This window comes from Nodosilinea sp. E11 (genome assembly GCF_032813545.1).
Classification (GTDB): Bacteria; Cyanobacteriota; Cyanobacteriia; order Phormidesmidales; family Phormidesmidaceae; genus Nodosilinea.
In genome coordinates this window covers 4110782-4131016 of record NZ_CP136520.1, presented here as the reverse complement: position 1 = coordinate 4131016, position 20235 = coordinate 4110782, and the positions used below count along the sequence as shown (strand labels likewise).

General features: G+C 57.8%; 19 protein-coding genes. 11 read left to right on the top strand and 8 right to left on the bottom strand.

The annotated features are described in order from the left end of the window. The first annotated feature begins 345 nt into the window (after positions 1-345). On the top strand, positions 346-1860 hold the full coding sequence (rlmB, locus tag RRF56_RS20505; protein ID WP_317035014.1) for a 23S rRNA (guanosine(2251)-2'-O)-methyltransferase RlmB: 1515 nt from the start codon (positions 346-348) through the stop codon (positions 1858-1860). A 32-nt stretch (positions 1861-1892) separates the two neighbouring features. After that, complete coding sequence (locus tag RRF56_RS20500; RefSeq protein ID WP_317035013.1) at positions 1893-2186, top strand: DUF1816 domain-containing protein; 294 nt, start codon at positions 1893-1895, stop codon at positions 2184-2186. Between the two features lie 379 nt (positions 2187-2565). On the opposite strand, the gene RRF56_RS20495 is transcribed toward RRF56_RS20500, so the two are convergent. Continuing rightward, positions 2566-3390, bottom strand: coding sequence for an alpha/beta hydrolase (locus tag RRF56_RS20495; protein ID WP_317035012.1), 825 nt, complete (start codon positions 3388-3390; stop codon positions 2566-2568). Between the two features lie 93 nt (positions 3391-3483). Then, the gene (locus RRF56_RS20490; protein WP_317035011.1) at positions 3484-4956 is read right to left on the bottom strand and encodes a hypothetical protein; all 1473 of its coding nucleotides are present in this window, start codon (positions 4954-4956) and stop codon (positions 3484-3486) included. Positions 4957-5119: 163 nt separating this feature from the next. Here RRF56_RS20490 and RRF56_RS20485 point away from each other — a divergent pair, with 163 nt between their 5' ends. Beyond that, on the top strand, positions 5120-6001 hold the full coding sequence (locus tag RRF56_RS20485) for a DMT family transporter (protein ID WP_317035010.1): 882 nt from the start codon (positions 5120-5122) through the stop codon (positions 5999-6001). A gap of 23 nt (positions 6002-6024) precedes the next feature. On the opposite strand, the gene RRF56_RS20480 is transcribed toward RRF56_RS20485, so the two are convergent. Beyond that, positions 6025-6531, bottom strand: coding sequence for a HugZ family protein (locus tag RRF56_RS20480; protein ID WP_317035009.1), 507 nt, complete (start codon positions 6529-6531; stop codon positions 6025-6027). 121 nt (positions 6532-6652) lie between these two features. Here RRF56_RS20480 and RRF56_RS20475 point away from each other — a divergent pair, with 121 nt between their 5' ends. Both RRF56_RS20475 and RRF56_RS20470 read left to right on the top strand, forming a co-directional pair. Then, positions 6653-7252: an SRPBCC family protein gene (locus tag RRF56_RS20475; RefSeq protein ID WP_317035008.1), complete on the top strand. Its 600-nt coding sequence runs from the start codon at positions 6653-6655 to the stop codon at positions 7250-7252. Positions 7253-7654: 402 nt separating this feature from the next. Continuing rightward, positions 7655-7900: a hypothetical protein gene (locus RRF56_RS20470; RefSeq protein ID WP_317035007.1), complete on the top strand. Its 246-nt coding sequence runs from the start codon at positions 7655-7657 to the stop codon at positions 7898-7900. A gap of 88 nt (positions 7901-7988) precedes the next feature. On the opposite strand, the gene RRF56_RS20465 is transcribed toward RRF56_RS20470, so the two are convergent. After that, the gene (locus tag RRF56_RS20465; RefSeq protein WP_317035006.1) at positions 7989-9392 is read right to left on the bottom strand and encodes an IctB family putative bicarbonate transporter; all 1404 of its coding nucleotides are present in this window, start codon (positions 9390-9392) and stop codon (positions 7989-7991) included. A gap of 345 nt (positions 9393-9737) precedes the next feature. Here RRF56_RS20465 and RRF56_RS20460 point away from each other — a divergent pair, with 345 nt between their 5' ends. The 4 genes from RRF56_RS20460 to RRF56_RS20445 all read left to right on the top strand — a co-directional run bounded on the left by RRF56_RS20460 (position 9738) and on the right by RRF56_RS20445 (position 14374). Continuing rightward, a complete protein-coding gene (locus RRF56_RS20460; protein WP_317035005.1) occupies positions 9738-10922 on the top strand; it encodes a transaldolase in 1185 nt (394 codons plus the stop codon). 332 nt (positions 10923-11254) lie between these two features. Further along, positions 11255-12724 carry a circularly permuted type 2 ATP-grasp protein gene (locus RRF56_RS20455; RefSeq protein ID WP_317035004.1) on the top strand — a complete coding sequence of 490 codons (1470 nt, stop codon included), beginning with the start codon at positions 11255-11257 and terminating at the stop codon, positions 12722-12724. 90 nt (positions 12725-12814) lie between these two features. Next, entirely contained in the window at positions 12815-13378 is a 564-nt protein-coding gene (locus RRF56_RS20450) for a Uma2 family endonuclease (protein WP_317035003.1), read from the top strand. 45 nt (positions 13379-13423) lie between these two features. Next, positions 13424-14374 carry an alpha-E domain-containing protein gene (locus RRF56_RS20445; protein WP_317035002.1) on the top strand — a complete coding sequence of 317 codons (951 nt, stop codon included), beginning with the start codon at positions 13424-13426 and terminating at the stop codon, positions 14372-14374. A gap of 90 nt (positions 14375-14464) precedes the next feature. On the opposite strand, the gene RRF56_RS20440 is transcribed toward RRF56_RS20445, so the two are convergent. The 4 genes from RRF56_RS20440 to RRF56_RS20425 form a co-directional block, all read right to left on the bottom strand. Then, a complete protein-coding gene (locus tag RRF56_RS20440; protein WP_317035001.1) occupies positions 14465-14818 on the bottom strand; it encodes a hypothetical protein in 354 nt (117 codons plus the stop codon). Between the two features lie 38 nt (positions 14819-14856). Beyond that, the gene (locus tag RRF56_RS20435; RefSeq protein WP_317035000.1) at positions 14857-15516 is read right to left on the bottom strand and encodes a serine/threonine protein kinase; all 660 of its coding nucleotides are present in this window, start codon (positions 15514-15516) and stop codon (positions 14857-14859) included. Positions 15517-15636: 120 nt separating this feature from the next. Further along, positions 15637-15945 carry a TIGR03792 family protein gene (locus tag RRF56_RS20430; protein ID WP_317034999.1) on the bottom strand — a complete coding sequence of 103 codons (309 nt, stop codon included), beginning with the start codon at positions 15943-15945 and terminating at the stop codon, positions 15637-15639. Further along, a complete protein-coding gene (locus RRF56_RS20425) occupies positions 15945-17189 on the bottom strand; it encodes a hypothetical protein (RefSeq protein WP_317034998.1) in 1245 nt (414 codons plus the stop codon). The genes RRF56_RS20430 and RRF56_RS20425 overlap by 1 nt, the downstream gene beginning before the upstream one ends. A 193-nt stretch (positions 17190-17382) precedes the next feature. Between RRF56_RS20425 and hemC the strand changes: the two genes are divergently transcribed. Together hemC and RRF56_RS20415 are read left to right on the top strand one after the other, a co-directional pair. Beyond that, positions 17383-18360 (top strand): hydroxymethylbilane synthase, encoded by a 978-nt coding sequence (hemC, locus tag RRF56_RS20420; RefSeq protein WP_317034997.1) that lies wholly within the window; start codon positions 17383-17385, stop codon positions 18358-18360. 413 nt (positions 18361-18773) lie between these two features. After that, a complete protein-coding gene (locus tag RRF56_RS20415; protein WP_317034996.1) occupies positions 18774-20117 on the top strand; it encodes a S41 family peptidase in 1344 nt (447 codons plus the stop codon). The last annotated feature ends 118 nt before the right edge of the window (positions 20118-20235 follow it).

Here is a 20235-nt window from a genome sequence, read left to right as displayed (position 1 = left end):
AAGGATTATTCAGAGGATGTTGCTTACTTTGTCACCGAATGCTGAAAAATTAAGCTTCTTTTCAGATCTTTAACTCAAGACCAGCGACCCCAAGTCCATGGGAAAAAGTAGTAGGGTACTGCCCCTAATCCTGGATTGATCCTTTAAGGTGATCATCTAAGCTAATAAAAGCCCTGAGTCGACGGCGGCTTTGTAGTCATCACTTTGTAGCCATCCATGGGCTGCCTAGGTCAACCTCTCTACTACCACGGCCAGGCGAAATAAGAATAATCAGAGAATGGGTTAGGCATGCTAGCCTAGGACTTCTCTTTGACCGTTGGTTTCTACCCCGTATCTGGTGTGGCTATGTCGTCCCAAAAGCCTTTTCGCAACCCCAATCGCTCCTCTGGGTCGGAGCCTCGCCAGCGGTCTGAAGGGTACCAAGGCAGCAAACCTCAGCGCAACGATGCCAAACCCAAACCCCGCACTGACAGCGGCAAACCGCGTTATAGCGATGACAAGCCTCGCTACGATAGCGGCAAGCCTCGCTACGATAGCGGCAAGCCTCGTTACGGGGATGACAAGCCTCGCTATGGTGGAGATAAACCCCGCTACGACGGCGATAAGAAGGGCAAGCCTCGCTATAACGATGACAAGCCCCGCTACGACAGCGGCAAACCCCGTTATGGTGACGAAAAGCCCCGTTACGGCAGTGACAAACCCCGCTACGGCGGCGACAAACCCCGTCCCGATGGCGGCAAACCCCGTCATAACGATGACAGGCCTCGCTATGGCGATAGCAAACCTCGCTACGACGGTAGCAAGCCGCAATCGAGGGAAGACAAACCCCGCTATGGTGGCGATGGCAAGCCTGGCTATCAGGGCGGTAAGCCTCGCTACAGCGACAACAAACCTAGCTACGACAAGGGCAAAACCCGGTACCAGGGGGGCGATGCCCGCAGTGACGCAGGGAGAAATCGTCCCCCTGCATCCACAACCCACAAATTAGCGGTGGGCGAACAGGGCCTTGGAGTAGCCGATGATGCTCAAGATCAAACCGATCTAATCTACGGTCGCCATGCAGTTGAAGCTGCCTTACAAGCCCAGCGCCCCCTAAACCGCGTGTGGGTTAACGCCCGTATTCGCTATGATCCCCGCTTTTTATCGCTGATTGATGAGGCCAAGGCCAGCGGCGCAGTGATTGACGAAGTCGATACCCAGCGGCTGAACCAAGTGACCGCTGGAGCTAACCACCAGGGAATTGCGGCACAAGCAGCTTCCCATGCTTACCACGATCTAGACGAGATGATTGAAACAGCCCTAGGAGCAGCTAGGGTGCCGGTGATTATCGCCGCCGATGGCATTACCGATCCCCACAATCTAGGGGCAATTATCCGCACTGCCGAGGCCTTAGGGGCTCAGGGCATGGTGATTCCTCAGCGGCGAGCCGTGGGAGTCACTGCGACGGTGGCCAAGGTGGCCGCCGGAGGTCTAGAGCGCTTGCCTGTAGCACGGGTGATCAACCTCAAGCGCGCCCTCGATACCCTAAAAGAAAAGGGCTTTTGGATCTATGGCCTGTCGTCTGAAGCCACCCAGCCAGTCCACCGGACTACCTTCGATCGCCCTACAGTCATTGTCGTGGGGTCTGAGGGCAGCGGGCTGAGCCTGAGCGTGCAGCAAAGCTGTGACACACTGGTGTCAATTCCTCTACGGGGAACGGTTCCTAGCCTAAATGCATCGGTGGCTACAGGCATGGCGCTGTATGAGATCTATCGTCATCAATGGGTGGCGCAAATCCAAATTTCCTCTTTGCAAAATCAAAAGCAAGACAGTATAAACAAACAGGGGCTAGAGTTGTCCCAGGACGGTTTGGGGACGTGATTCCTTTTTAATAAGGCAGATAGGAAGGATCTATGCATAAATTTTTGGGTAGCTTTTTAAGCAATCTTTTGGGTCAGAGCAAAGCTTGGTGGGTAGAGATTAAGACTAACCAACCCGCCTGCACCTACTACTTTGGCCCCTTCGATAGCGAGGCTGAGGCGGTGATGGCCAAGGGTGGTTATATCGAAGACCTCGAGCAGGAAGGGGCACAAAATATTCAGACCGTGGTGCAGCGTTGCAACCGCCCCGATCAGCTCACCATTACTGACGAGTGGGATACTCCGGTGGGTGGGTTTTCAGCCCCAGCCTACAGCGGTCAACCCTAAAACGCGGCTACTACCGGGAGACCGTGACCAGCCAGTGGGGTCAAACCGGCCAGCAAGGGAAAGGGAAACGGCCTGCCGTGGGGATCATAAAGTTGATTTGCCCAGCCAACTGGCTAATCAGAGCAGGTAATATCAGGTCCGCTTAAGTGGCCCTGATCTGTCATTCTCACTTCCGTGGAATCCATTGTGGGTAAGTTACTCCAGGGTGGATTTCCGCCTCTGCGGGAATGACAGACAAGCTGCTTTCTGTTGGTTAATCAATTCTGACGTCATGTAATTTGAACTTGATCCTTGGGGATCACTTGATCCTTGGGGAGCAGTAGTCAGGTCGAGCGGTTTAGGTGATGTCAGCATTCTCTCTGTCTGAATGACTAGGTCGCTATAGTTCCGCTGTTAGGTCTAGCCCCTGGCGATCGATCCAGTGGTGAATGTCACCTAACAGCTGCTCGGGAATTTCCCAGGGGAGCAGGTGGGCAGTGTTGGGATAGCAGTGGCTTTCGGCTCTCGGCAGGTAGGCCGCCGTTTCTAGACTAGCCTGGGCGGTAATGTGGAGGTCTTCGGCTCCACACAGCACTAGACAAGGTACGGCGATGGCACCCAGATCGGGCAGGCGATTGTAGCGGCGAGCCAGGGCGCGGTTGAGGGCACGGTGGGCCAGGGGTGAGGTGCCTAGGTAGGCCCAGAAACCTTCTTGGGCAAGGCGTCGGTAGGCGTGCTCAGTATGCTGCCGCAGCAGGTAGCGATAGAGCGATCGCGGCCCCAGACTGTGCCTGACGACAGGATTAGCCGGAGCCAGCACATTCAACAGTGACCCCAAGCCGGTGTTGACCAACTCGACCCAGGAGGTGGGGGGATGGGCACCCACGGGACGAGCCGCCGTCGCAATTAAGATTAACCCTGCTACCCGCTCAGGGCGTCTCAAGGCCAGTTCGATCGCCAGAATGCCCCCTAGCGACCAACCCAGCACCAGACAGCGCTCAATGCCCTGGGCGTCGAGCAATTCCTCTAAGTCGGCGAGGCTGTCTTCAAGCTCAAAGGGCGATCGCGTTTGGCTGCGACCGTAGCCCCGCAGGTCAGGGGTGAGGGTGCAGTAGCGATCGCGCAGCCCTTCTACAAAGACTGCCATGGTTTTAGCCGATCCTGGATGCCCATGCAGGCACAGAATCGGGAAGCCGGTTCCCTGTCTTTCGCAGTGAAGTTTCATGGTGAGCGGTGCCCTCCGCTATAGCCTAACCCGACTCACCATAGCCTGGCTGCGGTCAGGTTCGCTAATCGAAAAGGGAACTGACGTTAACGATTAGTCTGAGGTCAGCTCAGGCGCTGGGATCAGTTCAGCGGCAGCGGGGGCCGAAGTGAGATCGTCACATGACCCTGGTGCTAGAGCAGTTTTGCCCGAGTTAATGCTTAAATCGGGACTAGACGCAGTCGAGCTAGAGGGGCTAAACCTGGGAAACGGTGCGGTTGATCCCTCGGGTGCGCCTTCGATCGCTAGGGGCTGGCCGCTAGCAGACAGACAGTACCCCGCAGGCAATCCCTTGGGGGTTTCGCTGGGCCTAGAGGCAAGAGCCAACGGTTCTAGACTGGCCTGGCTTTGAAGACCAGGTGCGGGGTCAGGGGCACCGGTAGCCTGACTGGCAACAACCGCTTCAGCCCCTCGGAGGGCCGCCCCGTCGAAGTCGAAGGTCGGTGGAGCGGCGACCTCAGGACGGGCGGGCGTTACTGCGGCTCTGGGTGGGCTGAGACGCGGCGCACCTGAGTGAAGGGGAAGGCTCTCGGGCAGGGCGATCGCCCCAGACAAGCGATCGTCAACCGTCGCAGTAGCTGGGCGGCCTTGGGCAGCTAGGCCGGTCGATGGGGCCAGCGACACCGATTGCCCAGAGGGGAGAGCCGACCGCTGGTGTACTTCGGTCAATTCAGACTGAGGGACCGCAGCAGTACGGGCCAAGCTGAGCCCCGTTCTACCGCCATTTGACTGGTGCTCTGGGACAACGGCCACAGCCGCTACAGATTGTTGGGGCGGAGCCGGAGCGGCAGCTCGTTTAGGTTGTTCGCCAGCTTGGGCGATCGTCAGGCCACCGTGGAGCCGGGGGGAGGGAAGTGATGCTTCAGCCGCAGGGACCACGGCACTGAGCACCCCTGACTGGGCGCTATAGCCCTGGTGACGAAGGGGCACGCTGGGATAGTTTCGAGCCAGACTGGCCGATACCTGAGGGGCAGCGGCTGGGCCGCCTTCCTCCGGTAGAGCCGCTGAGGTAGGGCGAGGCGGAGTCGGCAGGGCAGCCCCCGGCCCTGAATCCAAACCGGTAAAGCTTGTGCCTTCTCCAAGGCCACGCTGCGCTTCTGTGACTTGAGCGGGGGAGGGCTGAGGCGCTGGGCGAGATGGCGTACTGACGACTAGGGACGAGGGCACCGGGGCTGTCACCAGAGACGTAGCGGCAGACAGCCGAATTCCCTGCTGGGCTTGCAGCCGCTGTAGGCGCTCTCGCAGCTGATCGGCTTGGGGCTGGGGTCGCCCAGGGATACTTGCCCCTGGGGCGGAGGGGCTGGCCGCTGGGGGGGGCGCACTGCTTTGTAAAATCTGGCGGGGGCGGGTTTCGGGCCAGGCCACAGGGCTAGGGACTGGGGCAACTAGGCTGGGTCGGGCATTGACTTCAACAGCATCATCCCCGTCGGGAAGGGCCGCGCTGGGGTTGGGAGTGTTGGATTGTTCGGCACTACAGGCGGCTAGCGCCAGTAGCCCACTGCACGATGCTAGTGCCCAAACACGCATGACTCAGAATTTCCTAGGGGGGGTCAGACCATCTTAGTTCTCTCTACAGCTGTAAATCGATCGATCAGCATGATTTGAAGGGGGGGGAATGTGAAGATTCTGTTGACTTCCGGTATGGTGGCGATACTCATTATTCTGTTCGGCATTTGCTGAATACAAACCTATGCGGGGTGAATTAGCAGCACTCATGGCAGCCTTTTTATGGGCTGTCGCCACAGTGATGTTTGGCCGGTTGGGCAAAGCCCTGTCGCCGCTGGTGCTAAATCTGGCGAAGGGTGCGATCGCTCTGGTGTTGCTGGCCCTCACCCTGGTGTTGGTAGGGCAAAATACCGCTGGTCTCACCCCCAGAGCCATCGGGGTTCTCGCCCTCAGCGGCGTGGTGGGCATTGGCTTGGGCGATACTGCGTACTTTGCAGCAATCAACCGCCTGGGGCCGAGGCGGGCGCTGCTGCTCGAAACCCTGGCCCCACCCATTGCCGCCCTGCTGGCCCTGACCTTTTTGCAAGAGGCCCTAACATCCAGAGCCTGGTTGGGCATTGCCCTAACCGTAGCCGGAGTAGTGTGGGTAATTGCCGAGCGCGTGCCCGAGGTAGCCGGGCCTAGCCCCGCCGATAGATGGGGAATCATCTATGGCGTGCTGGCCGCCCTAGGCCAGGCCACCGGGGCGGTCATGTCGCGGGCGGTGCTGGCCGACACCGCCGTGGCCCCCCTGTGGAGTTCGCTGCTGCGGCTGGGGGGTGGCCTGATCATTATTTTGGGTATTTTGCGCTACCAAGGACCGGTGGCAGGGCCGCTGAAACCGCTGCGATCGCCCCGACTTTTGGCCGGAGTCGCGCTGGCAGCGGTGTTGGGCACCTACCTGGCTATCTACCTTCAGCAAACCGCCCTCAAGTATGCAGCGGCTGGCGTCGCCCAGGCACTGACCTCAACTAGCCCGCTGTTTGTGCTGCCCCTGGCTGCCGCGATGGGCGATCGAGTCAGCCTGAGGGCTGTGGCCGGCGCGGGGGTAGCCCTGGTAGGCGTTGGCATCTTGGTGAACGGCTGAGCGAGTCACCCAGGCAGCACCCTCTATCGGGTCTCTGGCCCAGTTTGAGGAGGGCCAACCAGCTGACTGAGATCGTGGGCATCAACAGCGTAGGCAGCCCCAAACCCCATCACAAACCGACCGCCCTGAGGGCTGAGGCAAAAGATTTGAAAATCATCCAGCGATCGCAGCATAGGAATAATCTCCCCAAACCGTTGCTCAAAGCGATCGGCAACTGCCTCCCAAGCCGCCGTACCCCGAGGTAGCAGAGTCGTCCGGCAGTCGTAGCTAATACGCTGGCGAGCAAACACCTGGGATGCCGCCGCCTCATCTTCAATCAGCAGCACACTGGCGGTGCCCGTCATTTGCAGGTTGTGGGTGTGAGCCGACAGACCACTGGTAAAAATGTAGAGCTGATAGTCGTCATCCATCACGTAGGGGGCATAGCTGGCCTGGGGCAACCCCTCGCCGTTAACCGTACTCAGCATTAGGCTCAGCACTCGAGTGGGCAAGGTTTGGTAGGCCGCTACGACGGCATCAAAGTTAGGCATTAGATCACTTGACTCACAAACCGTCAAAAAAAGAGGCGATCGCCGTCATAGATTAGCGGCGTAGATTAGCGCTACAGTGCGGGTTAACGCTACAGTAATTGAGTTCTGGCACACTGGTATTATGTCGCGTTTGTCCCGTCAGATTCAGCCCGCTGAAGCCTATTTGGCCAAATTAACTGAGGCTGATTGGGCTGTCTTGGCCAAACGCAACGTGTTGGTCAAAGGCGGCAAGGGCCAGTACGGCATCATGGTTGCCACCTCAGTACCCCATGCCCTGGCTTGGACAGTGCTGACCGACTACAACAATTTCTACAAATTTTTGCCGACAGTGACCCAGAGCCGGGTGGTCGAGGTAGACGGCGATCGCACCGTCGTCGAGCAGGTTGACCGGCGGCGGGTCTTGCTCACTACCATGGAGTCTAAGGTACTGACCGAAAACCTGGAACTTGACGGGCAGCAGATTAGCTTTCGACTCCTTGAGGGCAACCTTGAGTACATGTACGGCCACTGGCGCATTGACACTACCCCCACCCAATTGGGTAGCGATGTTGGGTGTTTGCTGTCACAACAGGTACGAGCCGAAGCCGATGTCGGCCCGTTCAAGTCAATGTTCTATAACCTGTTCGAAGCCAGCTTAGTTGACACTATTAAGGCTTTACGTTCAGAGATGGAGCGTCGGGCCACTTCACCAAATCTTCAGAGCCAACCCCATTCTAAGTAAAACTACTTATATTTTTGCCCGTTTTTGAGTAAACAATCGCAACTTATCCGATACTGAAGGAATATATTCCGCTAGATAGAGGCGGAATTCATTCAGAAGTTCCTAGTCGTCGGCTTGCGGGCATCCCTCAAGGAAAAACACTTGCTCCTTACAATTCATAGCTTTTGTCCTGATCGCGGTTAGGCAGGAGATCTGCGCAATTAAATGTAAGGAAATCATAAAGCGCCCTTAGATTCTGTGCTTCGGTATGGGTAATCTCAAGGTAAGTGCAATGCCAGCTAGTCACTTTAGTCACTGTTTAGGTCGTTCGATTTTGGTGTTCGGGATATGCACACTCCGTTTTCTCCGGGCTTGAGGTATTATGAGCCCGCCGTCGACAATCACTTGCTCTTTTACAAGATCATGTCTGATGCCGACGGGGTGCGGCTACGCATCTGGGAAAGCGCTACCTACCTAGACGATAGCCCCTCGCCCTATCTCTACATTCTCAACCTGCGGGTCAACTCCTTAGCCGAGGCCAAAAAACGCCTCAGAGTTCATTTAGCCCTCAATGGTGGCACCCTAGCCACAGGTCAAGACCTACCCCACAAAGGCAAAGTCCAACTCATGCCCCACCCCACCTGGAATGGCACCGAAGAGTTAGATTGAGTTTTTTCAGCACCTTGCTTTGATCGCTGAGCAGGTTCAATGCTCGATGATTCAGTCTGGAAGTGCCTGAATCATCGAGTCTGCAGGTTTAGTCAGCTTGCCGTAGCTTGAACGAACGCTTGCCTAAAATCTGCTGGGCTGGGTAGTAGCTGGCCACGATCGCGATCGACATCCACCACAGCGTACTGATCTGGGGCCGATACATTACGGTGTCAGCGATGCCCTGGCCGAGGGTACCGGTAATCGATGCGATCGCACCCATCAGCCAATAGCCCTGCTGATCCTGGGTCTCGCGCAGCCGCTGAAGTTGAACCCAACCCTGGTGAAAGATCAGCAGCAGCAGCCACAGAAACGCCAGCATACCAACGATACCAGCCTCTACCAGCACCTCTAAGAACACCGAGTAGGCGCTGAGGGCTGTATAGCGAGGCCGCTGAAAGAGGGGATACACCGCGTTAAACGCGTCGTTACCGGGGCCAATACCTAAAACAGGCCGAGCGCGAATCATATCGATGACGGCCGCCCACACATTCATGCGAAAGTTGTTGCTGCTGTCGGCTCGGCCCACAAACATACTCAGCACCCGCGCCCGCAGCGAGCTTACCGAGAGCACTCCCAGCACCACCACGGCGGCGGCGCCCCCTAGCAGCAGCGGTAGCGCCCAGCGCCGCCAAAACGGCGTAAACCAAATGCTCCAGTACTGCACCAGCAGGGTCATCAACACAAACCCGGCGATCAAAAAGCCCACCCAGCCGCCTCGACTGAGGGTCAAAATTAGGCAGAGGGTGTTGATGGCCGCCGCCAGCAGAGCTAGCCCCTTGGGCACCCACCGAGGCCAGGCAAACACCGCCGCCGCACTCAGCATCACCCCTGGAATCAGGTAGCCCGCCAGCAGGTTAGGATTGCCCAAAAAGCTATACACCCGCGTCACATCGGCCACCGCCGAATTGACATCCACCCAGGTGGCCAGGGCCGTTGCGCCAAAGAAGTACTGCCGCAGCCCGTAGATTGCCACCGGCAGCGTGGTCAAGATATAGGCCAAGATCAGTAGGCCCCTAGCTCTGGGCTGCCGCGCCACCCGCGCCACCAGCAAAAATAGCAAAATATTCAAGCTCAGCTTAATCAGCCCACTCAGGGCCGCACCCCGTACGGGGGAGAGCGCCGTAGCCATGACCATCACCCCCCAGTAAACCGCCACCGCAATGTGTACCGGGGTCATGCCAACCCCAGCCTCATCGGTGAGGGTGAGCAAAGCCCAGAGGGCAGCGATCGCTAATAGCAGTACCCCAATCAGCGTGGTCGAGACATAGGGGGCTAAGGCAAACAGCGCCACCACAATGGCCAGCCCAATCCAGTCGCCCCACTTCAACAGCCAACTCCCCTGCCGCCAGCGCCGCAGCGGGGCCAGCAGCCGGTGAACTAGGCTAACGTCGCGCCATTGCTCTAGGGCAAAGGTCGATAGGGTGAGCTGTTGCCATACAGAGGTCAGCATAGGGTCTGAGGCAGAGGGGTGATAAATCCCTCCCATCATGCCAAGCTTTGGCTCATCTGAGGCACCCAATCTGATCGATCGCAGCGATGAAAACTCGGGCGTTAGGTTTCGGGCGTTAGGTTTCGGGCGTTGGGCCTTGGCGTGACATCTGATGCCCCAGAGGTCGTCTTCAAAAGAACAACTCTTAAGAAACCGTTACGAATTAGCCCTTACTGGACACTGTGCAATGTTGTGTAATCGCCCGGTAGCTTTAATTAAGGGTTAATACTTGCCTTTGATCCCCTGTTTACAATGGTGAGCAACACCCACAAGTCCCCTTGCTCCCTCAATTTTCAGGAGAAATCTATGGCCAGCCTCTTAGAGCAGCTTCGGCAAATGACCGTCGTTGTCGCCGATACCGGCGACATTCAAGCGATCGAACAATTTACCCCCCGCGACGCCACCACCAACCCTTCGCTCATTACGGCGGCGGCGCAGATGCCCCAATATCAAGCGATTGTCGATGACACGTTGTTAAAAGCCAAGGCCGACGCGGGGGAGGGAGCCTCTGAGAAAGACATCGCCAACCTGGCCTTCAAAAATCTGGCAGTAGCTTTTGGCTACAAAATTCTCAGCATTATTCCCGGTCGCGTTTCGACCGAAGTCGATGCCCGCCTCAGCTACGATACCGAGGCCACCGTTGCGACCGCCCGCGACATTATTGCGCAGTACGACAAGCTAGGCATTACCCCCGATCGCGTACTGATCAAAATTGCCTCCACTTGGGAGGGCATTAAGGCCGCTGAGATTCTTGAAAAAGACGGCATTCACTGCAACCTGACGCTGCTGTTTGGCATTCACCAGGCGATCGCCTGCGCTGAGGTGGGCACCACATTGATCTCGCCCTTTGTGGGCCGCATTCTCGACTGGTACAAAAAAGACACTGGCCGCGATGAGTACCCCGCCCCCGAAGACCCCGGCGTGGTGTCGGTCACCGAGATCTACAACTACTACAAAAAGTTTGGCTACAAAACTGAGGTGATGGGAGCCAGCTTTCGCAACATTGGAGAAATCACCGAATTGGCAGGCTGCGACCTGCTGACCATCTCGCCCCAGCTGCTGGCCAAGCTCGACGCAACCCAGGCCGACCTGCCCCGCAAACTCGACCCTGCCAAAGCTGAGTCGATGGAGATTGAGAAACTTTCCATGGATGAAGCCACCTTTAGGTCGATGCACGAGAGCGATCGCATGGCCAAAGAAAAACTCGACGAAGGCATTAAGGGCTTTAGTAAAGCCCTCGAAACCTTGGAAAACCTGCTCGCCACCCGCCTCACCGAACTTACCCAGGGTGACGGCACAACCGCCAACGCCCGAGATAGCCAGTTTGACCTATTTAAAGCCTACGACCTTGATGGCGATGGCTTTATTACTCGGGAGGAATGGCTCGGTACCGATGCGGCCTTCGACGCCCTAGACCTCGATCACGACGGCAAGCTTTCGTCTTCGGAGATTGTTGCGGGGCTAGGGCCCGCCTTTGAAGTAGCTAGGTAGGTAAAAGGTATCGGGTTTCAGGTGTCGGGTGTTGGGCTAAGCCTGGAACCTGATACCCGATACCCTCCCCTCACACCAATGCCAGCGATCGCCAGCCCCGGCCCACACTGAGAAATGTAGTGCACATCGGTACAGAAGCGGTAGTCACCGTATCGGTCTCGAATTGGGGTTTTGTGAATCGGATTGAGCATGACCAGCAGACCGAACCAGGAAGCACCCTAATTTCGTATCGTAAACTACAGCTTTGGGGCGACCCTCCCCGGTAATGATCAGCCTATGGCGCTCTCGCTGTAGCGTTGATACCGTAAGCCCTGTAGTTTGGGAGACCCCTGGTGCTATTTGACGCCTATGACCCCGGCGATTTTTTCGATGAACTCTTTTTAAAGCAGGGCCAGCCTCGCCCCGAAGCCGAGCTGCTGGTGCGACGAGTCAACGCCATGTCGCTGGTAGAGCTTCAGCAGCGGCAAAAGGCGGTACAAAATACCCTGTTTAAGCTCGGAGTCACCTTCAACGTCTATAGCGACAACCAGGGCACCGAGCGCATTTTTCCTTTCGATGTGATTCCGCGCATTGTGCCCGGCCACGAGTGGGAGTGGCTCGAAAAGGGACTCAAGCAGCGCATTTATGCGATCAACTGCTTCATTCACGATGTCTACAACGACCAAAAAATTCTCAACGATGGTGTCATTCCGCGCCATGTGGTGGAGTCGGCACCGGGCTTTTTGAAACCCTGTATGGGCCTCAACCCACCCAACAACATCTGGTGCCACATTACCGGTACCGACCTAGTACGCGACAAAGACGGCACCTGGTACGTGCTAGAAGACAACATGCGCTGCCCCTCGGGCGTCTCCTACGTGCTCGAAAACCGGCGGGTGATGAAGAATACCTTCCCCCACCTGTTTGCCGCCATGGATATTGCGGCGGTGGATGACTACGCCAGCCAGCTGCTCGAAACCCTGCTCAACCTGGTGCCCGAGACGCTAATCAACCCTCGGGTGGCGGTGCTCACTCCCGGCATGTACAACTCGGCCTACTTTGAGCACTCGTTTTTGGCCCAGCAGATGGGGGCCGAACTGGTGGAGGGGCGCGACCTGGTAGTCTCCGACGGCTACCTGAAAATGCGCACCACCAAGGGCCTAGAACGAGTCGATGTAATGTATCGCCGCATCGACGACGACTTTATTGACCCCCTGGCCTTTCGGCCCGACTCGCTGCTGGGGGTGCCGGGGCTAATGGAGGTGTATCGGGCGGGGCGAGTAGCTCTGGCCAACGCCCTGGGGACCGGCGTCGCCGACGATAAGCTGGTCTACGCCTACGTGCCCCAAATGATTCGCTACTACCTCGACGAGGATCAGCTGATCCCCAACGTACCCACTTACCTGTGCGAAGACGAGACCCAGCAGGCCCACGTGCTGGCCAACCTCGACCAGCTGGTGGTCAAGGCCACCAACGCCTCCGGCGGCTACGGCATGCTGGTCGGCCCCCACGCCACTGAGGAGCAACGGGCTGAATTTGGCGATCGCATTCGTGCCGACCCCAGGGGCTACATTGCCCAGCCCACCCTCTGTCTGTCGCGGGTGCCCACCCTGATCGAAGATGCCTTTGAGGGCTGCCATGTGGATCTCAGGCCCTATATCCTCTACGGTCAGGATATTTATGTGAACCCCGGCGGCCTCACCCGCGTTGCCCTCAAGCGCGGCTCGCTGGTGGTCAACTCATCCCAGGGCGGCGGTAGCAAAGACACCTGGGTCGTGAAATCAGTTGACCCCAATGCCCAGTTGCCAATTCAAAGCCAATAGAGCGTTGGGCGCGATCGCACAGAGCAACGGCACATCCAAGGACTCAGTACGATGGGAATAGCTCACCCTTCAACTAGCTAGGTGTAGTAAATGGTGCAACTCTCCTCTAAAACATTGACCCTGGAAGAGTTTTTGAAGCTGCCAGAAACCAAACCTGCCAGTGAGTTTGTGGATGGACAAATTTTTCAAAAACCGATGCCTCAGGGAAAACACAGTGCTATTCAGGGTGAACTTGTCCCGTTTGTCAATACCGCTCTAAAGCCAACACGCATTGCCCGCGCCTTCCCAGAACTGCGCTGCACGTTTGGTGGTCGCTCCGTGGTTCCAGACGTTGCAGTCATGGCATGGAACCACATTCCCCGCGATCAGAACGGCGAAGTCGCCAATACGTTTGCTGTTGCCCCAGACTGGACAGTTGAAATCCTCTCCCCAGACCAAAGCCAAACCAGAGTCACCAAAAACATCCTCCACTGCCTCAGCCATGGCACGCAAATGGGCTGGCTGATCGACCCTGATGAACAAACGGTCTTTGTCTACCGCCCCAAACAAGAGACGGCCGTTTTTGATCAACCCGAGGATGCCTTACCTGTACCCACCTTTGCTAATGATGTATCCCTCACAGTTCAGGATCTGTTCAACTGGCTTTTAGAGTGAGTTGAAAGAAACCCTTCCCCTCTACCCACCTACCCACTTCTCCCCATGCTTAGCCGCGTTGCCGATTCTATCTACTGGTTAAACCGTTACGTCGAGCGGGCCGAAAACGTAGCCCGCTTTGTGGATGTGAATCTGAACCTGCTGCTAGACGCGCCCCCCGGCATGGAACAGCAGTGGGAGCCGCTGGTCAGAACCACAGGCGACCAGGCCATGTTCAAAGCTCGCTATGGAGATGCCTCGGCAGAGAATATTCTGAAATTTCTCACCTTCGATCGCGAGTATCCCAACTCGATCATTTCGTGCCTCAAGTCGGCGCGGGAAAATGCGCGATCGGTGCGGGAAGTAATTTCGTCGGAAATGTGGGAGCAGGTGAACTCGTTTTACCTGATGGTAAATGAGGCCGCAGACGTGGGGTTGCTGTCGGAGCTGCACAACTTTTTCCCGGAAGTCAAAATGGCCAGCCACCTGTTTGCTGGGGTGATGGATGCCACCATGGCCCACACCGAGGGCTGGCACTTTGGCCAACTGGGGCGACTGCTGGAGCGGGCCGACAAAACCGCCCGCATTCTCGATGTGAAGTACTTTATTTTGCTGCCTTCGGTCACCGATGTCGGTTCGCCGCTGGACGATTTGCAGTGGATTGCCCTGCTAAAGTCGGCCAGCGCCTACGAGATGTACCGCAAGCGCCAGTACCGCATTACCCCCCAGGGGGTGACCGAGTTTTTGATCTTAAATCGGGAGTTTCCGCGATCGATTCAGTTTTGTTTGCTAGAGGCCGAGCGATCGCTGCACTGCATTTCGGGCACCCCGGCGGGTACCTGGCGCACCAACAGCGATCGCGCCCTGGGTCGCCTGCGCTCCGAACTCGACTACCTCACCATCGAAGAAATTACCCAGCGGGGGCTGCACGAGTTTCTCGACGATCTGCAAACTCGGCTCAACACCGTGAGTGAGAAAATTTTTTCAGATTTCTTTGCCCTAGAACCGGTGGCTTAGGGCGATCGGAACCCAGGAGAGATCCCAGGGTTCTTTTAGGGGTTGACCAGGATAATTTTCTAACCGCGAGAAGAACCCTGGGATCTTTTCCTAGCGCACCAGCACCAGCGCCAGGCTGAGCAGTAGTAGCCCCACTATTCCCACCAGGCCGCGATGGTTGCGGAGCCAAAAACTAAGCTGCTGCCCCGGGGAAAGGGACGGCAGCGCCAGATCCTGATTAGCAGTCACCGACCGATAGAGCGTGCAGGTTTCGGCGTGGGGGCGCTGGGGAAAGTTGCAGGTGTCGTCAGCGTCGTAGAGGCAGGTGGCACACAACGGCTGATCGCCCTCGGTGCGGTGCAGCGTCATGCCCGGATGCCCGTGGGCCTTGAGGGTAAGCCGACAGCGGGGACACTGAATAGTGGTGGGTTCGATAGTAGCCTGGCAACGGGGGCACGACAGCATAGCAGCGGGGCCATACATTCAACAACGATGGCCGTATGCTAGCGCAGCCCGCCGCCCGTCAGACGACGAAACAGCCGGTAACCGGACCGCACCCCGTCCAACAATGCATAGGGTATCGGCAGGCCCAGGGGCAGAAACAAGGGGCGATAGATCCACCAGTAGGCGCGCTTCACATCCTGCCAGGCGCGGCAGGGTTGAGCATTTAAGAAATCAGACACATCTACGACCAGGCCGCGCCCCTTGGCCTGCATCACATTGCGGCCATGCACATCGTGGGGAAACAGGCCCCGGCTGCGCACATAGTCGAGGGCCGCATCAATGTCGTAAATCACCTGGGGCGGAATGGCAATGCCCCGATGGAGACAGTCATACAGGGTCACCCCGTGCAGGCGCTTGAGCACCAAAAACGGCGCTTCGCTGACGTAGCACTGCGAAAACGCTGGATGGTTGGCCAGCCGTCGGTAAACCTCAACCTCGGCTTCAATACCGGGGCGACCCGGCGCATACACCTTCACCACCTGTTCGGGGTAGTCGGGGTGCATAAACACAGCTGCGTAATTGCCCGCCCCCAAACAGCGCCAGGGCACTGGCACCCGATGAACCACCACGGGATGGTGAGGGTCAAGGCTTTCGAGGTGCAGCCCTGGCAGCAATTCCTGGCGAACACATTGCACAAGCGCCTGAATCGGATCAAGCATGGGGATAAAGTGAATTCACCAATGAACTTAGCTGTGACGCTAATCTCCAATTTTGCCAAGATAACGGGCTAATGAGGAGTTATTGGTAAAATTCAAGGCGATCGCCTCAAATGGTTAAAGCTAGGCCGAGGGATACCGCCGCACCTGATACTCGCGGGCGTCAATCATGCGGTAAGTAAACTCAACGGCCTGGTCAAACTGGCGCTCAACGGCGTCTAGTTCAGCCTGGGGAATTGACTTCCACTGTTCGCGGGTTTGCCAGCGCACCATAAACACCACTTGGTCGTGTAAATCGGGCGAGATCCACACTTCTTTCGAAATAAAGCCGGGATACTGGCTCAGAGCCGCCGTCCAAATGTCGTTATCCAAGCGAATAAAGGTTTCGCGGTTGTCAGGATCGACCGCAAAGGTGAGCCATTCAATCACCATTAGGAGGCTTCCTCAGTAAGACGCGCAATTTGAGCTTCAAAGTAGGCTTGACGAGTGCCCAGCACTCGCGCCAGCACCAGCCCTTCTCGGTAGGCGGCCAGGGCCGAGGGGACAGAGCCCAACTGTTCGTGCACCTGGCCAAGTTCGTCGTAGGTAGCCATCATGCCGTAGGCGCTGTGGGCCTGTTGTTCTACGAGTAGTAGCTGTTCGTAGAGATAGGTTACATCGGCCCAGCGACCGAGAGTTTTGTACAGCTCAGCCAGGTCATTAATTGTGGTGGCGGCGACCTGGAACTGCTCTTGATCGATGGCATTGATGTAAGCGGCCTGGTACTGGCGTGAGGCGGTATCGAGGTCGCCCACGGTGCGATAGTTGTGGGCAAGCTGGTGTTGCAGAGGAGCGATCTGGGGCCAGCGGCTTTCGTCTGCCTGAAAGAGAGCAAGCTGGCGCTGCTGCAGGGCGATCGCCCCTTCAAAATCTTGTAACTGCTCTAGGTTGTAGGCCTGGCGTTCGAGATAGCGCTGCTCAGCGTCACGCACCAGATCAGTCTGGGCTAGCTCGACTAGTTCGCCGTAGACCTGAGCCGCCTCAGCAAACTTAAACCAGTCAGACTGAAGCTCAGCCAAAATTTCTAGCTGCTGGCGGTGCTCGGCCCCATTGCCCGCCACCAGCGCCGCATCGGCCAAGGCCCGGCGAATGTCGGCGGCGGCCTCGACATTGCCCAGCACAACGTAGGTAACGGCCATGGCCTCTAGGCGATCGCGATCGCCTGGCAGAGCTAGCCCGGCTCGAATTTCGTCGAGCCGCACCGAGTAGAGCTGGAGATCTTGGGTGGCGGTGCGATCGCGCAGCACCTGCCCCACCCGATCAATGGCCGACAGCTCCTGATCAATGCCGAGCAGACGGCGGAGACGAATTTCTCGTCGCCAAACCAGGCGAGCCGCTTCCACCGATCCCGCTTGGTCTAGGGCGCTGGCCTCCAGAGCCAGCTGATCGAGTTCTTGCTCTAGGGCAAGCCGCTCTAGAGGGCTAAGGGGCCGCGTCACCGAGGGCCGGGGCAGCAGCGGGTCGAGGGGGGCATCTTGCAGGGGGTCGGCCAAAAAGGGAAAGCGAATTTCGGGCCGCAGCACCTGGGCCGGGGCCGGGGCCTGATGGCCCAGGGTAAGGGCGATCGCTAAGGAGAGCACGCTGGTGAGCTGCGCCAGCGAGGCAGAAAATTGGCCGGTAGAAAACTGACGGGGCAACGGTCTCTCCTCGATCTGCTCGATCTGCACCCTCATCATAAACGCCGCCCAGGCCCGAATGTGACAACCCCTTAACATCTTCTAGAGGCCCACCATAGAGGTAGCCGCCATCCTGTAACCTGGAGATTCGGTAGCGGTTAAACCGTCCTGCCTAGAGCCATTACCAAACCCTTTGCAAGCCGCGTTTCAGACTATGCACTCCACCGCATCCCCCACTGTTTCGACCCCCCAGCGCACCGTTCGGATCGTGTCTCGCAAAAGCCAGCTGGCGCTGATTCAAACTCACTGGGTGCGGGATGAACTCCAACGGCATTTCCCCGATCTGGGCTTCGAGATTGTCACCATGGAAACTCAGGGCGACAAAGTGCTCGATGTGTCGCTCTCTAAAATTGGCGACAAGGGTCTATTTACCCAAGAGCTCGAAGACACCATGCTGCGCGGCGACAGCGACTTTGCCGTGCACTCCCTCAAAGACTTGCCCACCCGCCTACCCGAGGGGCTGATGCTGGGCTGTGTCACCGAGCGCGAAGACCCCGCCGACGCCCTGGTGGTACACGAAAACCATAAAGACAAAACCCTGGCCACCCTGCCCGAAGGCGCGGTGATTGGCACCTCATCGCTGCGGCGACTGGCTCAGCTGCGCCACCATTACCCCCACCTCACCTTTAAAGACATTCGCGGCAACCTCAACACCCGGCTGCGCAAGCTTGACGAGGGCGGCTACGACGGCATTATTTTGGCAGCGGCGGGGCTGCACCGTATGGATATGAGCGATCGCATCCACGAGCTTCTGCCCCCCGAGATCTCCCTCCACGCTGTGGGCCAGGGGGCGCTGGGCATCGAGTGTCGCACCGGCGATGCCGAGATCCTCCAGTTGCTGAGCGTCTTGTCCCACGGCCCCACCACTGCCCGCTGCCTGGCCGAACGCGCCTTTCTGCGAGAGCTAGAAGGGGGTTGTCAGGTTCCCATCGGCGTCAACACTAGCCTCGATGGTGATACCCTAACCCTCACCGGGCTGGTAGCCAGCCTCGACGGTCAGCGGGTGATCAAAAACACCGTACAAGGCCCCACCGCCGAAGCCGAAGCCCTGGGAGCCCAGCTCGCCGAGCATCTGCGGTCAGAGGGTGCCCAAACCATTTTAGATGAGATCAACGCCACCAACCGGGCCTAGAGCACCTGTATCGGCAGGGGAGTGAGTACTCTGGGGCACGAGTCAGCTAACTGTTCCTGCCCCCCTGGCGTCGGCCATCCTTAGGAAAGGTTGTCATGGTTCTGCCGCCCAGTACTGGCTAGTACTAGGCGGTATTTAGCAGCAAGAGGACGGCAGCTAGAGCGATCGCGGTTTGTCAAGGGGGGACTGTGGCAGTTGGTAACTGGACTAGGGCACCCAGGTAAGGCCGTTTCTGGTGAATTCTCAGCGCTGTCAGCTTTTTGTGCAGCTAAAGAAAATCCTAAAATCTCTAAAAGTAGCCTTCGCATCTGGCCAAAGAGTTAAACCATCAGTCACAATAGGCTCAAGATTGGCTGGGTTCAGCACTGCCCCCGACTTAATCTTCCGTCCCTGCCCAGGCTGGTAATACTGCAATGTCAAATTCTTCCTCCCCTCGGCTGCTGTCCCTAGTGCATCCTGCGGTTCAGGTTTTAGCGTTGGCTCCGTTGGCTCTGGCGACGTTGGCTGCTGAAACGGCCCTAGCAGCCAACCCGATCACCGAGCTTGAAGACAGTCCTAAGGTAGTCATCGACGAAGCCTGGCAAATTATTAATCGAGAGTACGTCGACGGTAGTTTTAACCACACTGACTGGCAGGCAACCCGCCAAGATTTGCTCAGCCGGGAATATACCTCTCAGGAAGCAGCCTACACCGCCCTGCGAGCGGCCCTACGGCGACTCAACGATCCCTACACCCGCTTTCTCTCTCCGGCAGAATATGCCGACCTCACTGAGCAGACCTCTGGTGAGGTATCGGGCATTGGGGTACAGCTAGAGCGCAACAGCCAAACCGGGGCCGTGCTGGTGACTGGTGTAGGGGCTGGGTCTCCGGCGGAAGGGGCGGGGGTTATCGTGGGCGATCGCATTATGCTGGTCGACGGTCAGAGCACCGAGCGTCTCAGTGCCGAGGGCGTACTGCAACAGCTGCGGGGTGCCGAAGGGTCTCAGATAACGCTCACCATTTCTCGTAATGGCGGCGCGCCCCGCACCCTGATTCTCACCCGCGCCCGCATGGATCTGCCCACCGTTGAGTATTCACAAAAGACGGTTGGCGGTCGCCCTATTGGCTACATTCGGCTGATTGAGTTTAACGCCAATGCCGCTACCCAGATGGCTAGTGCCATTCGCACCCTGAGCGATGCTGGAGTCGAAGGGTTTGTGCTCGACCTGCGCGGTAACCCCGGCGGTCTGTTGATGGCCAGCATCGATATCAGCCGCATGTGGCTTCAGCATGGCCCGATTGTGCGCACCCTCGATCGCAGCGGCAAAGATGAGGCTATTTCTGCCAACCGCACTGCCCTGACCAACCTGCCACTCACGGTGCTAGTCGATGGGCGATCGGCCAGCTCTAGCGAAATTTTGACCGGAGCCCTGCGCGACAACAACCGAGCCACCGTAGTTGGCACCACCACCTACGGCAAGGCTCTCGTACAATCGCTCCACGGGCTGACCGATGGCTCTGGTCTCACCGTTACCGTGGCCCACTACTACACCCCCGACGGCACCGACATCAGCACCAAGGGCATTACCCCCGATGTCACCGTTGACCTGAGTGCTCAGCAGCGCCGCGAACTGTTTAGCAACCCGGCCCTACTGGGCACCGAGGCGGATACCCAATACCTCCGTGCCGCTGAGGTGCTAGAGCAAACGATTCTGGCGAGTCAGAATGCACCGACCACGGGGGCTAGTCGCCTGGGTCGGGCAAACTCGGCGCAATAGCTCAGTCGAAGAGAACCGTTAGGTTCATTCCCCTACCGATCAATCCCCAGGGTCTGTTACAGGCATCTGGGGATTGTTTTTGTGGATCGGAGTGACCCAAAGCATTACTTGAAGCTCG

Coding starts and splice junctions, on each gene's coding strand:
- RRF56_RS20485 (WP_317035010.1), top strand. CDS start 5,120: ATGCGGGGTGAATTAGCAGCACTCATGGCAGCCTTTTTATGGGCTGTC.
- RRF56_RS20480 (WP_317035009.1), bottom strand. CDS start 6,531: ATGCCTAACTTTGATGCCGTCGTAGCGGCCTACCAAACCTTGCCCACT.
- RRF56_RS20450 (WP_317035003.1), top strand. CDS start 12,815: ATGGTGCAACTCTCCTCTAAAACATTGACCCTGGAAGAGTTTTTGAAG.
- RRF56_RS20495 (WP_317035012.1), bottom strand. CDS start 3,390: ATGAAACTTCACTGCGAAAGACAGGGAACCGGCTTCCCGATTCTGTGC.
- RRF56_RS20490 (WP_317035011.1), bottom strand. CDS start 4,956: ATGCGTGTTTGGGCACTAGCATCGTGCAGTGGGCTACTGGCGCTAGCC.
- RRF56_RS20430 (WP_317034999.1), bottom strand. CDS start 15,945: ATGGTGATTGAATGGCTCACCTTTGCGGTCGATCCTGACAACCGCGAA.
- RRF56_RS20435 (WP_317035000.1), bottom strand. CDS start 15,516: ATGCTTGATCCGATTCAGGCGCTTGTGCAATGTGTTCGCCAGGAATTG.
- RRF56_RS20470 (WP_317035007.1), top strand. CDS start 7,655: ATGTCTGATGCCGACGGGGTGCGGCTACGCATCTGGGAAAGCGCTACC.
- rlmB (WP_317035014.1), top strand. CDS start 346: ATGTCGTCCCAAAAGCCTTTTCGCAACCCCAATCGCTCCTCTGGGTCG.
- RRF56_RS20475 (WP_317035008.1), top strand. CDS start 6,653: ATGTCGCGTTTGTCCCGTCAGATTCAGCCCGCTGAAGCCTATTTGGCC.
- RRF56_RS20440 (WP_317035001.1), bottom strand. CDS start 14,818: ATGCTGTCGTGCCCCCGTTGCCAGGCTACTATCGAACCCACCACTATT.
- RRF56_RS20460 (WP_317035005.1), top strand. CDS start 9,738: ATGGCCAGCCTCTTAGAGCAGCTTCGGCAAATGACCGTCGTTGTCGCC.
- hemC (WP_317034997.1), top strand. CDS start 17,383: ATGCACTCCACCGCATCCCCCACTGTTTCGACCCCCCAGCGCACCGTT.
- RRF56_RS20415 (WP_317034996.1), top strand. CDS start 18,774: ATGTCAAATTCTTCCTCCCCTCGGCTGCTGTCCCTAGTGCATCCTGCG.
- RRF56_RS20500 (WP_317035013.1), top strand. CDS start 1,893: ATGCATAAATTTTTGGGTAGCTTTTTAAGCAATCTTTTGGGTCAGAGC.
- RRF56_RS20465 (WP_317035006.1), bottom strand. CDS start 9,392: ATGCTGACCTCTGTATGGCAACAGCTCACCCTATCGACCTTTGCCCTA.
- RRF56_RS20445 (WP_317035002.1), top strand. CDS start 13,424: ATGCTTAGCCGCGTTGCCGATTCTATCTACTGGTTAAACCGTTACGTC.